10 protein-coding genes and 1 tRNA gene are annotated in these 15,515 nt (G+C 70.5%); 3 read left to right on the top strand and 8 right to left on the bottom strand.

All coding sequences use genetic code 11. The annotated features are described in order from the left end of the window. Positions 1-42: 42 nt before the first annotated feature. On the bottom strand, positions 43-1,125 hold the full coding sequence (locus ACZ7L7_RS16060) for a hypothetical protein (protein WP_472076156.1): 1,083 nt from the start codon (positions 1,123-1,125) through the stop codon (positions 43-45). A 336-nt stretch (positions 1,126-1,461) separates the two neighbouring features. After that, positions 1,462-1,590: a DLW-39 family protein gene (locus tag ACZ7L7_RS16065; protein WP_003999697.1), complete on the bottom strand. Its 129-nt coding sequence runs from the start codon at positions 1,588-1,590 to the stop codon at positions 1,462-1,464. 328 nt (positions 1,591-1,918) lie between these two features. On the opposite strand from ACZ7L7_RS16065, the gene ACZ7L7_RS16070 reads away from it, so the two are divergent. Together ACZ7L7_RS16070 and ACZ7L7_RS16075 are read left to right on the top strand one after the other, a co-directional pair. Continuing rightward, entirely contained in the window at positions 1,919-2,317 is a 399-nt protein-coding gene (locus tag ACZ7L7_RS16070) for a DUF6344 domain-containing protein (protein WP_453599964.1), read from the top strand. A 265-nt stretch (positions 2,318-2,582) separates the two neighbouring features. After that, on the top strand, positions 2,583-3,398 hold the full coding sequence (locus ACZ7L7_RS16075; RefSeq protein WP_471592632.1) for a glycosyltransferase family 2 protein: 816 nt from the start codon (positions 2,583-2,585) through the stop codon (positions 3,396-3,398). A 55-nt stretch (positions 3,399-3,453) separates the two neighbouring features. Here ACZ7L7_RS16075 and ACZ7L7_RS16080 read toward each other — a convergent pair whose 3' ends face one another. After that, positions 3,454-3,651: a ferredoxin gene (locus ACZ7L7_RS16080; protein WP_285514424.1), complete on the bottom strand. Its 198-nt coding sequence runs from the start codon at positions 3,649-3,651 to the stop codon at positions 3,454-3,456. 110 nt (positions 3,652-3,761) lie between these two features. Then, positions 3,762-4,970, bottom strand: coding sequence for an amidohydrolase family protein (locus tag ACZ7L7_RS16085; protein ID WP_453599968.1), 1,209 nt, complete (start codon positions 4,968-4,970; stop codon positions 3,762-3,764). Between the two features lie 454 nt (positions 4,971-5,424). Between ACZ7L7_RS16085 and ACZ7L7_RS16090 the strand changes: the two genes are divergently transcribed. Further along, a complete protein-coding gene (locus tag ACZ7L7_RS16090; protein ID WP_472076159.1) occupies positions 5,425-9,366 on the top strand; it encodes an nSTAND1 domain-containing NTPase in 3,942 nt (1,313 codons plus the stop codon). 256 nt (positions 9,367-9,622) lie between these two features. Here ACZ7L7_RS16090 and ACZ7L7_RS16095 read toward each other — a convergent pair. From ACZ7L7_RS16095 to gyrB, 4 genes are all read right to left on the bottom strand, one after another. Next, positions 9,623-9,699, bottom strand: a tRNA-Ile gene (locus tag ACZ7L7_RS16095). Positions 9,700-9,788: 89 nt separating this feature from the next. Then, positions 9,789-10,520 (bottom strand): DUF3566 domain-containing protein, encoded by a 732-nt coding sequence (locus ACZ7L7_RS16100; RefSeq protein WP_471431462.1) that lies wholly within the window; start codon positions 10,518-10,520, stop codon positions 9,789-9,791. Between the two features lie 17 nt (positions 10,521-10,537). Then, positions 10,538-13,120 (bottom strand): DNA gyrase subunit A, encoded by a 2,583-nt coding sequence (gene gyrA / locus ACZ7L7_RS16105; RefSeq protein ID WP_471431464.1) that lies wholly within the window; start codon positions 13,118-13,120, stop codon positions 10,538-10,540. Between the two features lie 42 nt (positions 13,121-13,162). Next, positions 13,163-15,232, bottom strand: coding sequence for a DNA topoisomerase (ATP-hydrolyzing) subunit B (gene gyrB / locus ACZ7L7_RS16110; RefSeq protein ID WP_285514429.1), 2,070 nt, complete (start codon positions 15,230-15,232; stop codon positions 13,163-13,165). Positions 15,233-15,515: the final 283 nt, after the last annotated feature.

Below are 15,515 nucleotides of genomic sequence, written 5' to 3' on the forward strand. Positions count from 1 at the left end.
CACCGCACACCATTCGGCACGACGGGACCTCGCGGACACGGTCTACGGCACCGCGCGCCGTCGCGCCGCGACCGTCCACACCCCGAGCACGGCCAGGATCGCCGTCCCGCCGCCGATGCCGCTCACCGCGACGATCGTCATGGTCCGGCCGTCGTCGTCCGAGCCCCCGCCCCCGGAGGGCAGCCCGCTCGCTCCGCCCACCCCGGCGACCGGAGCGAACACGCCCCGCGGCGCGAACTGCCCGCCGTACGCGGGCCCCGCCTGCTCCGAGCCCTCGACCCGCACCCGCAGGGTCACCGCGAACGGCCCGTCACCGAAGCGTTCGGTCATCCGGGCGGACAGGTGCACGGCCAGGTAGTACGAGCCCCCGAAGCGCGCCCCCTTCACCTCGTCCGAGCTGCTGTAGCGGTTCTCGTAGGCCACCGGCGGTGTGGGGTCCAGGGACGCCGAGCGCGCCCTGCCGTCGAAGTTGAGGTTCTCCTCGTCGAGGACGGCCCGCACCGGACTGTGCAGCGACAGCTCCAGCGCGCCCACGACGACCCTGCTGCCCGCACCGGAAGCGGCCAGGTCGGCGGTGGCCTGGAGCCGCTCGCCCCAGCCGAGCGGCACCTTGTAGAAGGCGGTCTGCCCAGGAGTGAGGTCGGTGCGCCACACGCCCTGTGCGACACCGACGGCCGAGGCGAACCCGGTGCCCCCGTCCCGCCGTACCTCCTCGCCCGTCAGGGGCGCGGCGGACTCGGAGTTCCGGGCCTCGGGAGCGTCCGTCGGTTCGGGCCGGGTCAGGGCGGGCTCGGAGTACACGGCGAGCTCCAGGTCCCAGGCGGCATCGCCCACAGCCGTCGTACCGACCCGCTCGACGACGGCGTAGTACGTGCCCGCCGTCGCGCAGCGCTGCCTCGCCCGGTTGAGCAGGCGCTCGGCGACCGCGGTGAGCGGGCGGGCGCTCTGGCCGCCGCCGAAGGTCTCCGTCTCGGAGGAGCAGATGTGGTCGTCGCCGTCCCGCACGGAGACCCGGACCCCGTCGGAGGCGGAGACGGCGGCGTCCGGCGGGGGTACGGCGGTGGCGGAGACGTAGGCGTTGGAGGTGGCGTCGAGGTCGAGGCGGTAGTGGACGGCCTCGCTCACCGGGAGGGAACTGCGGTAGACCCGTCCGGCCGTCAGAGGGACGGCCTGCGCCGTACCGGCGACCCCGGGGACGGTCCGCGCGTCCGGCGCGAACCCATACGACGGCTCCGCGGCGGCCGCAACCGCGGACGGTACCCACAGCCCAAGGACCGCCGCCGCCACGGCCCCGCGGCACACCGCACGCCACCCAGGGCCTGTCGTACGCCGCCCCATCACGCGCCCCCTCCTCGTCGTCGCGGCACTCATCCTGCCCACCCCGCCCGAACCGCGCAGCAGCAACACAAAACCCCGACCGCGTCACGGCCGGGGTCTGTTCTCAGTTCAGCTTGTCGATGCTCACGAACCCGTGGGCACGGAGTCAGTCGCCTCCGTCCACAGATCCTGCTCGGCGCGATCCGCCTGGATCTGGCGGTACACGAGGAGCCCGCCGATGGCGGCCAGTGCGACCAGGAGAAGCTTCTTCACCGCGCGACCTCGTCTTTCCTTGACGTAGGGGACCTCTGGCGCCCGACTATACACACCGATCGATACCGATCGGTGACCTGTGTTCGGGCCCTCAACTCCCCGTCGAGGGGCCGCAGTAGAACGGAGGACACCGTTCCGATCTGAGGGTGATCACACTCTCACGGACGGTCACTTTGGGCGCTCTTCGCCACTTTCCGCCTGTCTTGCACCCATCCGAGTGGTGTTCATCTGAACATCGACGCGCCACGGGCCCGGGTCCACCACTTCCGGACCGCCATACACATCATGAGGAAAGTACGCAAATCGCCCAACCTGAAAGTGAGGGGCCATGACCGGGAACCGGGTCATGACGCTGTGGACCGCCGTCGTCTCCGCCTTCCTCGCGCTGTTCACGGCGCTCGGACTGATCTCCGCCACCACCGCCACCGCCGTCGCGCCGCGCACCGACTCGGCACCGGACACCGGCAGCGACCGTGACACCACGAGCGATCGCGCCGAGGAGGTCACCGTGCCGGCGCTGTCCCCCTGGCCCTGGGCCTACGTCAGGTCACTGCCGCCCACGATGAAGCAGCGCATCCGCGCCGAGGCGCACGGCAAGACCCCGACCTGCCGCAAGCGCCCGCTCGCGGACACGGAGACCGAGTCCAGGACGGCGCCGGTCGCCACCCTCGACTGCGAGCCGGCCGAGGACGCCACGCGCACGGCACGCATCCCGCTCCAGCGGTGACCGGGCCCGTCGCCCGCCCGGCTCAGGCACACACCGCCCGGCTGACTCCCGAGCACACGGCCCGACCGGCCCCGGCACCCATCGCCCGGCCGACTCCGGCACACACCGCCCGAGCACTCCGGCGCACACCGCGCCGATGCCCCTCCAGGCTTCACCGCTTGACCCGACGCTGACTCAATCCCCCTCTTACTTACGGAACTTGTTCAACACCGCACGACCTACGGCCGCACAGCTCCGCCGCCCGGTCGCGTCGTAGCCTTGACCCATGCCTCGCACGCCCACGGTCCACGACAGCCGTCGTCATCGGTGGGACAAGGCCCGGTCAGCACGCCACGGCACCCACCGCGTCACCGTCGTCACCGCCGTCCACGGCCCCTCCGCCCGCTTCCTGCCCGAGGCTTACGCGTCCTTGTGCGCGCAGGAAATGCCGGACGACTGGGAGTGGCACTGGATCGTGCAGGAGGACGGCAGCAGTGACGCCGTCGCGCCCTTCGTGCCCGACGACGACCGTGTGACCTTCCGGCAGGGGAGGCCCGGCGGCCCCGGTGTCGCCCGGACCATGGCGCTCGCGCACGCGGACGGCGCCTATGTGAAGGTGCTGGACGCCGACGACCGGCTGACGCCCGGCGCGCTCGCCCGCGACCTGGCCGCCCTGGAGGGCGGGCACGGCATAGCGTGGACGACCTCGCGCGCCCTCGACCTGCATCCCGACGGTTCCACGACCGGATTTCCCGGCGACCCCGACGAGGGTCCCGTCGAGCGCGGTGCGGTGCTCGCCCACTGGCGCGCCCATGACTTCCTGGCCCAGGTCCACCCGGCCACCCTCTGCGTCCGCCGGGACCTGCTGCTCGCGCTCGGCGGCTGGATGGCGCTGCCGGCCTCCGAGGACACCGGGTTACTCCTCGCCCTGAACGCCGTCAGCCGCGGCTGGTTCACCGCCGAGCCCGGCCTGCTCTACCGCAAGTGGCAGGGCCAGGCCACCGGCCAGTCCGCCCACGTCGACCCGGCGGAACGGGCGGCGAGGATGGCCGTGGCGGAGGCGAGGGCACGGGCACTGACATCCTCGGCGTGGACCTACTAGGCCGTGTCACCTCAAGCCGTGTCACCCCAGGCCGTGTCACCCAGGCCATGTCCCCCTAGGCCGTGTCACCCAGCACAATCGCCTGCGAAGGGCACCTCTCCGCCGCCTCCCGTACCTCCGGGTCGTCCCCGCTGTCCTCACGGCCCTCTTGGACGGCCCCGAAGCCGTCCGCCACGGTGAACACGGACGGCACGCGGTAGACGCACTCACCGGATCCGTAACACAGCTCCGGGTCCACGGAGACCTTGGTCATCGCCCCTCCCGTCTCTCTGAGGGGTCACTGCCCGGCGACCGCGGCCGTCAATCCGCGGTACGGGACGGGGCTCAGGCGACCGGCCGTCAATCCGCGCTACGGGACACGGCTCAGCGGTCGAACGGCAGATCGAGCATCCGGATCGCGTTGCCGCGCAACAGCTTGTACGCCACCTCGTCCGACAGCCCCGCCACATGCTCGGCGGCCACCTTCTTGGTGTGCGGCCAGGTCGAGTCGACGTGCGGATAGTCCGTCTCGAAGGTGGCGTTGTCCACCCCGACGGTGTCGATCGCCTCGATGCCGTGCCGGTCCCGGAAGAAGCAGCAGAAGATCTGCCGGTAGTAGTACGTCGAGGGCGGTTCCGGAATCAGGTCCTTCACCCCGCCCCAGGCCCGGTGCTCCTCCCACACGTCGTCGGCGCGCTCCAGGGCGTACGGGATCCAGCCCATCTGTCCCTCGCTGTAGGCGAGCTTCAGCCGCGGGAACTTCACCAGGACCCCGGAGAAGAGGAAGTCCATCATCGAGGCCATGGCGTTGTTGAAGCTCAGCGAGGCCTGCACGGCGGGCGGCGCGTCCGGGGAGGCGGCCGGCATCTGGGAGGAGGACCCGATGTGCATGTTCACGACCGTGCCGGTCTCCTCGCAGGCCCGGAAGAAGGGATCCCAGTAGCCGGAGTGGATCGAGGGCAGGCCGAGATAGGTGGGGATCTCGCTGAAGGTGACCGCCCGCACCCCGCGGGCCGCGTTGCGGTGGATCTCCGCGACGGCCAGGTCCACGTCCCACAGCGGGATCAGGCAGAGCGGGATGAGCCGGCCGCCGCTGTCGCCGCACCACTCCTCGACCATCCAGTCGTTGTAGGCGCGCACACAGGCGAGCCCGACCTCCTTGTCTTTGGCCTCGGCGAACGTCTGGCCGCAGAAGCGGGGGAAGGTCGGGAAGCAGAGCGAGGCCTCCACATGGTTCAGGTCCATGTCCGCGAGCCGCGCCTTGGGGTCCCAGCATCCCCGCCGCATCTGCTCCCGGGTGATCCCGTCCAGCGTCATCTCGTCCCGGGAGAACCCGACCGCCGCGATGATCCGCTTGTAGGGGAAGAACTCGCCCTCGTACTCCCACCAGTCGGTGATCTGACCGTCCGGGTCGGTGGTGAAGCGGTACTTCCCGCCGACGTACTCCAACTCACCGATCCCCGCGGTGAAGGGTTTGGGGCCTTTGTCCCGATATTTGGCCGGGAGCCAGGTCTCGAAGAGATGTGCGGGCTCGATCACGTGGTCGTCCACGCTGATGACCCTGGGCAGTTCCCGCTCGCTGGTGTCACTCACGACCTCGGCCCCTCCCGTCTCGCATCTGACGGTTCGTCAGAAACGACGGTACGGCCACGGCGGGAAAGCGGCAAGCGCCGGGCCGGGCGGGAGGGCGGGGGAAACCGGCAGCCGCGTCGTTCGGCACCGGTCCCTCCCCTCGCGGGGACCGGTGCCAAACGACGCGCTGGGGACGGTCCGCGACCGGGTCGCGGACCGTAGCTCGGCAGGGCCAGTAGGGCTCGTGGACCGGGGACGGAACCCGTTCGCGACGGCAGGGGCGAGGGGTACCGGCAGCCTCTCCGGACGACACGCGGTTGACTGGCTACGCGGTGTGATCCTGCCAGTTGGGGCTCTTCCCGAGGAGGTTCCGGTTTTCCGCCCTGGGTTTTCGCGCAGGTCAGCCGTATAAAGTGAGTTTTCCGGTCCGGACGCCCGTACCGGTCCGGACGTCCAGCCGCGGAGGAAGTAAGGGGTGGATGCCTTGAGTTCCGACTCACAGGCACGCACAACCTTCGCGGAACGTCTTGCCCTGCTGTACCGGGAGGCCGGCAACCCTCCCCTCAAGCGGGTCTCCGAGGCGGTCGCCCAGCTCCAGCGGGTCGACGAGCGGGGCCGCCCGGTACGGGTCTCCGCGCAGCGCATCAGCGACTGGCGGCGCGCGAAGAACGTGCCCGCCCAGTTCCCCGCCCTGGCCGCCGTACTCCAGGTCCTCGTCCCGCAGGCCCGCCGCGCCCGCCCCTCGCCGGTCTCCCCCGGCCTGTACGACATGACGCAGTGGCAGCTCCTGTGGGAGCGGGCGGTGGCCGACCCCGTGGAGACGGCCGAGAGCGCCCCGGCGGCGGAGGAGGAGCCCCCGGCCGTCGGCACCGTCTGCCCCTACCGCGGCCTCGCCTCCTACCGCCAGGAGGACGCCCGCTGGTTCTTCGGCCGGGAACGCAGTACGGCCGCCCTGCTCGGCCAGCTGAGCGCCGCCGAGCGCTCCGGCGGGCTGCTGATGCTGGTCGGCGCCTCGGGCGCGGGGAAGTCCTCGCTGCTCAACGCCGGTCTGGTGCCCTCCCTGCGGGAGGGCGAGCGGCAGGTGCTGCAACTGGTCCCCGGCGCCGATCCGCTCACCGAGCTGGCCCGCCGCCTCCCCGGGCTGGCGCCGGTGCCCGACCCGGCCGGACCCGGCTTCGGTGACCGGGTCCGTGAGGCCGTACGGGCGTGGGCGGGGGAGAGCTCCGGTGGGCGGCCGGTGCTGATCGTGGACCAGTTCGAGGAGACCTTCACGCTCTGCGCCGAGGAGGACGACCGGCACACCTTCGTCCAGCTCCTGCACGCCGCCTGCACCCCCAAAGAGGACGGCACCCCGGCCCCCGCCCTCGTCGTCCTCGGCATACGGGCCGACTTCTACGAACAGTGCCTCGGCTACCCCGAACTCGCCGACGCCCTCCAGCACCGGCACATGGTCCTCGGCCCGCTGACCGGCACCGAGCTGCGCGAGGCGGTGACCGGACCGGCCAAGGCCGTGGGACTGGAGCTGGAGCCCGGCCTCGCCGAGCTGATCGTGCGCGAGGTCAGCGCCGACGGCCCGCGCGGCGCCCACGACGCCGGCGTGCTGCCGCTGCTCTCGCACGCCCTGCTGGCGACCTGGCAGCGCCGCAAGTCCGGACGGCTGACCCTGGCCGGGTACCGGGCGGCCGGCGGCATCCAGGGCGCGGTCGCGGCGACCGCCGAGCGGGCCTGGTCCAGTCTGGACCCGGCAGCGCGGACGGCGGCCCGGCTGTTGCTGCTGCGCCTGGTGCGGCTCGGCGAGGACACCCAGGCCACCCGCAGGCGGGGGACCAGACGGCAGCTGGCGGCGGAGTCCAGCGACCCCGACAAGACCGAGGAGTCCCTGGAAGCGCTGGCCCGCGCCCGCCTCGTCACCCTCGACGCGGAGACCGTCGAGATCACCCACGAGGCCCTGCTGCACGCCTGGCCCCGGCTGCGCGAGTGGATCGACGAGGACCGCGGCGGCAATCTGCTGCGCCAGCGCCTGGAGGAGGACGGCCGGGCCTGGGAGGAGTCCCGCCGCGACTCCTCCCTGCTCTACCGGGGCTCCCGGCTGGAACAAGCGCACGCCTGGGCGAAGTCGGCCGGCGACACCTTCCTGACCCGCAGCGCGATGGAGTTCCTCGCGGCATCGGTACGGCTACGGCGGCGCATCCTGTGGATCAGCCGGGGCGCGGTGTCGGCGCTGGTGGTGCTGGCGCTGGTGGCCGTGGGGGCCGCGGTGGTGGCCTGGCAGCAGCGCAATGACGCCGTGTTCGAGCAGGTGGTCGCGGAGGCGGACCGGGTGCAGTACACCGACCCCTCGCTGTCGGCCCAGCTCGATCTGGTGGCACACCGGCTGCGCCCCGACGACCAGGGCACCGTCAACCGGCTGCTGTCCATCGTGAACGCCCCGCTGGCCACCCCGCTCCTCGGCCACACCGGCGCCGTCTACCTCACCTCCTTCAGCCCCGACGGCAAGCTCCTGGCGACGGCCAGCTACGACCGCACGATCCGCCTGTGGGACGTCTCCGACCCGCGCCGCCCCTTCCCGCTGGGCGGTCCCCTCCACGGCCACACGAGCTGGGTGAGCAGCGCGGTCTTCAGCCCCGACGGCCGCACCCTCGCCAGCGCGGCGGACGACGGCACGATCCGCCTGTGGGACGTGTCCGACCCCCGTCACCCCAAGCCGCTGCACACCCCGCTGACCGGCCACGAGGGCACGATCTACCTGATCGCGTTCAGCCCCGACGGCCGCACCCTGGCCTCCGCGGGCGAGGACCGCACGGTCCGCCTGTGGGACGTGTCCGGCAAGGACCGCCCGCGGACGGTCAACACCCTGACCGGCGCGAAGGAGGCGGTGCGCTCGATCGCGTTCAGCCCCGACGGCGAGACCCTGGCCGCGGGCGGCGACGACGACACGATCCGCCTGTGGAACGTGACCGACCCCCGCCACCCGAAGCGCTACGACACCCCCCTGACCGGCCACACCGACCTGGTGCACTCGGTCGCCTTCAGCCCGGACGGCCGCACCCTGGCCAGCGGCGGCGCCGACGACACCATCCGCCTGTGGAACGTGACGGACCCCGGCCGGGCGAGCGCGCTGGGGCCGCCCCTGACCGGCCACACGGGCCCCATCTGGTCGGTGGACTTCAGCCCGAACGGCGACACGCTCGCCGCGGCCAGCGCGGACAGCACCGCGAGCCTGTGGAACGTCAGCGACCCGGCGTACCCCTCCCAGGTCGGCGAGCCGCTGGCGGGCAGCAGCGGGGAGATGTACGCGCTGGGCTTCAGCCCCGACGGACGGACCCTGGCCACGGGCAGCGGCGACAGCAAAGTACGGCTGTGGGCGGTCCCGACCGCCGACATGTTCGGCCGCAGCGGCGCCTTCCGCCCCGACGGGCACGTCCTCGCCACGGCCGCCCGCGACGGCAGCGTCCGCCTGTGGAACGTCCGTGATCCCCAGCGTCCACAGGCCCTGAACAAGCCGTTCATGCCGGACGACGGGGGCCAGCGCTCGGTGCTGTTCTCCCCCGACGGCCGCACGCTGGCGGTGCTGACCGGCGACCGCTCGGTCTATCTCTGGGACGTCTCCGACCCCGCCCACCCGGTCTCCCACGGCCCGCCGCTGACCCTGCGCACCCGCTTCATGGGCCCCGACGCCCTCGCGTTCAGCCCCGACGGCCGCATCCTCGCCACGGCGTACGACGACCGCACCCTGCAACTGTGGAACGTCTCCGACCCCGCCCACCCGTCGCCCTCCGGCCCCCCGCTCACCGGCCACCGCGGCTACGTCAACGCCCTGCGCTTCTCCCCCGACGGCCGCACGCTGGCCAGCGGCAGCGCGGACGGCACGATCCGCCTGTGGAACACCGCCCACCCCCGCCGTACGACCCTGCTGGGCCGCTCGCTCACCGCCCACGACGGCCCCGTCAACGTGGTCGCGTTCAGCCCCGACGGCCGCACCCTCGCCAGCGGCAGCGACGACGACACGGTCCGCCTGTGGGACGTCACCGACCCGGCCGGCACCCGCGCCCCGGTCGCCACGCTCACCGGCCACACCGAGGCGGTGGTCTCCCTGACCTTCCGCCCCGACGGCAACACCCTCGCCAGCGGCGGCAACGACAACACGGTCCGCCTGTGGGACGTCACCGACCCCTCCGACGCGGCACCCATCGGCCAGTCGATGAGCCCCAACGCCAAGACGGGCAACTTCCTTTCCTTCAGCCCCCGCAGCCGCCTCCTGGGCGTCTCCAGCGGCACCGACACGGTCCGCCTGTGGAACCTGGACGTGGACCGCGCGGTGGCCCACATCTGCGCGACCACCAGGAACGTCCTCACAAAGGCGAAATGGGACGAGTACCTGTCCCGCCTCTCCTACGACCCCCCGTGCGAGACCTGATCCGGGAACGTGATCCCGCTCACAACACCCGCCCCCTCCCGAACGCCCGCTCCCCCCGCCCAACCACCCTTGTTACTGTTGCACCAGCCCGATCGCTGGTGCATCCCCCGTCGCCAGCGATCGGGCGCTTTCATGCGCCCCGTACGCCGCCGCCGTCCACAGCGCGGCGATGCTCCTGATCACCGGACAGAGAGCGGTTGGTGTCACCGGTAGACGTCAAAGACCCCCAACCGTGACCGGTTGGGGGTCTTTTCGCTGGTGGGGCTAACAGGATTTGAACCTGTGGCCTCATCCTTATCAGGGATGCGCTCTAACCAACTGAGCTATAGCCCCGCCGCGCTCTGCGGTGTGTGTCCCGCGCGCTGACTCCTGAAGATTAGCGCACGTGGTGCGCAGTCCCAAAATCGGTTCTCGCGGGGCCGTCACTCGTCCTCGGCCAGCGTCAGCTCGACGCCGCCGACGAAGCCGGCCGAGAGGTTGTAGATGAAGGCGCCGAGCGTGGCCAGGGCCGTGGCGAGGACGACGTCGATGACCGCGATGATCGAGGTGAACATCAGGACGTTCGGCAGGGAGAGGAAGGACTGCAGGTCGAAGCCGTTGGACTCGTTGGAGCCGGTGGCCTCCGAGATGGTGCCGCCGACCGTGGAGAAGACGCCCATGGCGTCCATGACCATCCACAGCACCGCCGACGCCACGATCGTGCAGATGCCGAGCGCGATGGAGAGCAGGAAGCTGACCTTCATCACCGACCACGGGTCGGCCTTGGCCACCCGCAGCCGGGCCTTGCGGGTGCGCGGCTGGGTGCGGGCGCCCGTGCGCGGCTTGCGCATCGCGCCGGTCGCCCCGACCGGCGCCGGCGCGCCCGCCGGGTACGCCTGCGGCGGGTGGTAGGGCCCCGAGGAGGGCTGCGGCTGCCGTTCGCCGGGCAGCGGCGAGGGCGCCGCCTGGGCCGGCTGCTGCTGGTTCGCCGGGGCCGGGCCGGCCGCGTACTGCTGGGCCTGCGGGCCTCGGGTGTCCGTCACAGTTCCCCCCTGGGATCCATGCGTGTCGGGCGAGGGTGAGTTGGTCGTCTGCGCGGCGGAGCCACGGCCGCCGCCGTCCGTGTCCGTACCCGTAGAGGTACCGGCCGATCCGGCGCCCGTGGCTCCGCTCACGTGACTCACTCCTCGTGCTACTCGGCCGAGGGCGCCTCACCCTCGTCCGTGCCGTCGGCGGCGGCGTCGGTGGAGTCGAGGTCGCCGTCGACCTCGTCCGCCTCACGCCCCTCCTCGGCGTTTCGTGCGATGCCGACCACGGCATCGCGCTTGCCCAGGTTGATCAGTTGGACGCCCATGGTGTCACGGCCGGTCTCCCTGACCTCGTTGACTCGCGTGCGGATCACACCGCCGCCGAGCGTGATGGCGAGGATCTCGTCGGTCTCCTCGACCACCAGCGCGCCGACGAGCGACCCACGGTCCTCAACGATCTTGGCGGCCTTGATACCGAGACCGCCACGCCCCTGGACGCGGTACTCATCCACGGCGGTCCGCTTCGCGTACCCACCGTCTGTAGCAGTGAACACGAACGTACCGGGTCGAACAACATTCATCGAGAGCAGCTCGTCGCCCTCGCGGAAGCTCATGCCCTTCACACCCGAGGTGGCACGGCCCATTGGGCGCAGCGCCTCGTCCGTGGCGGTGAACCTGATCGACTGGGCCTTCTTGCTGATCAGCAGCAGATCGTCCTCGGGCGAGACCAGCTCGGCTCCGATCAGTTCGTCGTCCGAACCGTCCTCGCGCTCGCGCAGATTGATCGCGATGACACCGCCGGAACGCGGCGAATCGTAATCCTTCAGCGGCGTCTTCTTCACCAGACCGGCCTTCGTGGCGAGCACCAGGTACGGCGCCGCCTCGTAGTCCCGGATGGCGAGGATCTCGGCGATCGACTCGTCCGGCTGGAAGGCGAGCAGGTTGGCCACGTGCTGGCCGCGCGCGTCCCGGCCGGCGTCGGGCAGCTCGTAGGCCTTCGCGCGGTACACCCGGCCCTTGTTGGTGAAGAACAGCAGCCAGTGGTGGGTGGTGGAGACGAAGAAGTGGTCGACGATGTCGTCTTCCTTCAGCTTCGCGCCGCGCACGCCCTTGCCGCCGCGCTTCTGGGCGCGGTAGTCGTCCGTCTTCGTCCGCTTGACGTAGCCGCCGCGGGTGACGGTGACGACGATGTCCTCCTCGGCGATGAGGTCCTCGATGGACATGTCGCCGTCGTAGGGCACCAGCATGGTCTTGCGGTCGTCGCCGTACTTCTCGACGATCGCGGCCAGTTCCTCGCTGACGATGCCGCGCTGGCGGACCGGGGAGGCGAGGATCTGGTTGTACTCGTTGATCTTGGCCTGGAGCTCGTCGTGCTCCTGGACGATCTTCTGCCGCTCCAGGGCCGCCAGCCGGCGCAGCTGCATCTCCAGGATGGCGTTGGCCTGGATCTCGTCGATCTCCAGGAGGTCCATCAGGCCGGTGCGCGCGACGTCGACGGTCTCACTGCCCCGGATCAGCGCGATGACCTCGTCGATGGCGTCCAGGGCCTTGAGCAGACCGCGCAGGATGTGCGCCCGCTCCTCGGCCTTGCGCAGCCGGAAGCGCGTACGGCGGACGATGACCTCGATCTGGTGCGTCACCCAGTGGCGGATGAACGCGTCCAGGGACAGCGTGCGTGGCACCCCGTCGACCAGCGCCAGCATGTTGGCGCCGAAGTTGGTCTGCAGGTCGGTGTGCTTGTACAGGTTGTTCAGGACGACCTTGGCGACCGCGTCCCGCTTCAGGACGATCACCAGGCGCTGGCCGGTGCGGCTGGACGTCTCGTCGCGGACGTCCGCGATGCCGCCGATCTTGCCGTCCTTGACCAGGTCGGCGATCTTCTGCGCGAGGTTGTCCGGGTTGACCTGGTAGGGCAGCTCGGTGACCACCAGGCACTGACGGTTCTGGATCTCCTCGACCTCGACGACCGCCCGCATGGTGATCGAGCCGCGGCCCGTGCGGTACGCCTCCTCGATGCCCTTGCGGCCCACGACCAGCGCGCCGGTCGGGAAGTCGGGGCCCTTGATGCGCTCGATGAGCGCGTCCAGCAGCTCCTCGTGCGAGGCCTCGGGGTTCTCCAGGTACCACTGGGCACCGGCGGCGACCTCGCGCAGGTTGTGCGGCGGGATGTTGGTCGCCATACCGACCGCGATCCCGGCCGAGCCGTTGATCAGCAGGTTCGGGAAGCGGGCGGGCAGGACGGTCGGCTCCTGGGAGCGGCCGTCGTAGTTGTCCGTGAAGTCGACGGTCTCCTCGTCGATGTCGCGGACCATCTCCATCGACAGCGGCGCCATCTTGCACTCGGTGTAGCGCATGGCGGCCGCCGGGTCGTTGCCCGGGGAGCCGAAGTTGCCGTTGGAGTCCACCAACGGCATCCGCATCGACCACGGCTGCGCGAGGCGGACCAGCGCGTCGTAGATCGAGGAGTCGCCGTGCGGGTGGTAGTTGCCCATGACGTCGCCGACGACGCGGGCGCACTTGTAGAAGCCGCGCTCGGGGCGGTAGCCGCCGTCGTACATGGCGTACAGCACGCGGCGGTGGACGGGCTTGAGTCCGTCCCGGACGTCCGGCAGCGCACGCGAGACGATGACGGACATCGCGTAGTCGAGGTACGAGCGCTGCATCTCCGTCTCAAGCCCGACGGGCTCGATGCGCATCACGACTTCGCCGCCCTCTTGCGGGGTGACAGGAGTGTTCTCGTCGGCCATTGCTGGTGAAGATCCTTCCTGGTGCGGTCAGCTGAGACCGACTCAGATGTCGAGGAAGCGGACGTCCTTGGCGTTGCGCTGGATGAACGCGCGGCGGGCCTCGACGTCCTCGCCCATCAGAACCGAGAACAGGTCGTCGGCCTGGGCGGCGTCGTCGAGGGTGACCTGGCCGAGGACCCGGTGCTCCTGGTCCATGGTGGTCACGCGCAGCTCCTCGGCGTTCATCTCGCCGAGACCCTTGAAGCGCTGGATGGAGTCCTCGCGAATGCGCTTGCCGCGCTGGCGGCCCAGCTCGATCAGGGCGTCGCGCTCGCGGTCGGAGTAGGCGTACTCGGTGTCGTCCCGGCCCCACTTGATCTTGTACAGCGGGGGACGGGACAGGAACACGTGCCCGGCCTCGACCAGCGGCCGCATGAAGCGGAACAGGAAGGTCAGCAGCAGGGTGTTGATGTGCTGGCCGTCGACGTCGGCGTCCGCCATCAGGATGATCTTGTGATAACGCAGCTTCTCGATGTCGAAGTCCTCGTGCACACCGGTGCCGAAGGCCGAGATCAGCGCCTGGATCTCCTGGTTCTGCAGGATCTTGTCGATCCGCGCCTTCTCGACGTTGAGGATCTTGCCGCGGATCGGGAGGATCGCCTGGTACTGCGGGTTGCGGCCGGACTTGGCCGAGCCGCCGGCGGAGTCACCCTCGACGATGAAGATCTCGCACTTGGTCGGGTCGTTGGACTGGCAGTCGGAGAGCTTGCCCGGCAGCGACGCCGACTCCAGCAGGCCCTTGCGCCGGGTCAGGTCGCGGGCCTTGCGGGCCGCCACGCGCGCGGTGGCCGCCTGGATGCCCTTGCGGACGATGTCCGCGGCCTCGTTCGGGTTGCGGTCCAGCCAGTCGTTGAGGTGCTCGTAGACGGCCTTCTGGACGAAGGTCTTCGCCTCGGTGTTGCCGAGCTTCGTCTTGGTCTGGCCCTCGAACTGAGGCTCGCTCAGCTTCACCGAGATGATCGCGGTCAGACCCTCGCGGATGTCGTCACCCGTGAGGTTGTCGTCCTTCTCGCGGAGCAGCTTCTTGTCGCGCGCGTACTTGTTGATCAGGTTCGTCAGCGCCGCGCGGAAGCCCTCTTCGTGGGTACCGCCCTCGTGGGTGTGGATGATGTTGGCGAAGGAGTACACGCCCTCGCTGTAGCCGCTGTTCCACTGCATGGCGACTTCGAGCGAGAGGGCCTTGTCCTTGTCCTCGGCCTCAAGGTCGATCACCGTCGGGTGGACCACGTCCCCCTTGCGGGAGTTGAGGTACTTCACGAAGTCGACGATGCCGCCCTCGTAGTGGTACGTGACGGTCTTGACCTCGGCCTTCTCGTCGGCGCCCGCCTCGTCCGCCCCGGAGGTGGCCTTCGCCGACTCGCGCTCGTCGGTGAGCTTGATGGTCAGGCCCTTGTTGAGGAACGCCATCTCCTGGAAGCGCCGCGAGAGCGTCTCGAAGGAGTACTCGGTGGTCTCGAAGATGTCGCCGTCGGCCCAGAAGGTGACCGAGGTGCCGGTCTCCTCGGTGGCCTCGTGCTTGGCCAGCGGAGCCGTGGGGACGCCCATCTTGTAGTCCTGCGTCCACCGGTGACCGTCCGTCCTGACCTCGACGGCGACCTTCGAGGACAGCGCGTTCACCACGGAGACGCCCACGCCGTGCAGACCGCCGGAGACCGCGTAACCGCCGCCGCCGAACTTTCCGCCCGCGTGCAGCACGGTGAGCACGACCTCGACGGCCGGCTTGCCCTCGGAGGGGACGATGCCGACCGGGATGCCACGGCCGTTGTCGACGACGCGTACGCCGCCGTCGGCCAGGATCGTCACCTCGATGGTGTCCGCGTGGCCCGCCAGCGCCTCGTCGACGGAGTTGTCCACCACCTCGTAGACGAGGTGGTGCAGTCCGCGCTCACCGGTGGAGCCGATGTACATACCGGGTCGCTTGCGGACCGCGTCCAGACCTTCGAGGACGGTAATGGCACTCGCGTCGTACGCCGTGGCACTGGCCTCGGGTACGCCTGCCACGGCGTCGGCGGACGGGATGTTCTCGTTGGGGTTGCCGGAATCGGCCACGAAGCGCCCTTTCTGGCACAGCACGAGCCGGGCTCGTCGGCGGTTTGCCGGAGCGGCTGCGGCATGTTGCGTTGGTAAGCCTTGATCAGCGTTGCTCAGCTTTTCCCGGGCGGTCCCCACGTTTGGGGCGGGATTGCCTTCTAGTCTACCGGTAGCACTGACACTGATGGGGGTTTGCCGGTACCTGAGTCCGCATGTGCCGCCCTGAACCGGACTGAGATGGGTCCCCATATGCGGAGCGGGGCTCCAAGAGGCTCACAGCGGCACTCAGCGCTTCGGGGCGTCAACCCTTTGCTACTTGGGAGTC

It is taken from the genome of Streptomyces sp. NPDC110618 (assembly GCF_055657065.1).

Excerpts from the sequence above, each read along its gene's own strand:
- ACZ7L7_RS16070 (WP_453599964.1), top strand. The coding sequence starts at position 1,919 with ATGACCGGGAACCGGGTCATGACGCTGTGGACCGCCGTCGTCTCCGCC.
- ACZ7L7_RS16075 (WP_471592632.1), top strand. The coding sequence starts at position 2,583 with ATGCCTCGCACGCCCACGGTCCACGACAGCCGTCGTCATCGGTGGGAC.
- ACZ7L7_RS16080 (WP_285514424.1), bottom strand. The coding sequence starts at position 3,651 with ATGACCAAGGTCTCCGTGGACCCGGAGCTGTGTTACGGATCCGGTGAG.
- gyrA (WP_471431464.1), bottom strand. The coding sequence starts at position 13,120 with ATGGCCGACGAGAACACTCCTGTCACCCCGCAAGAGGGCGGCGAAGTC.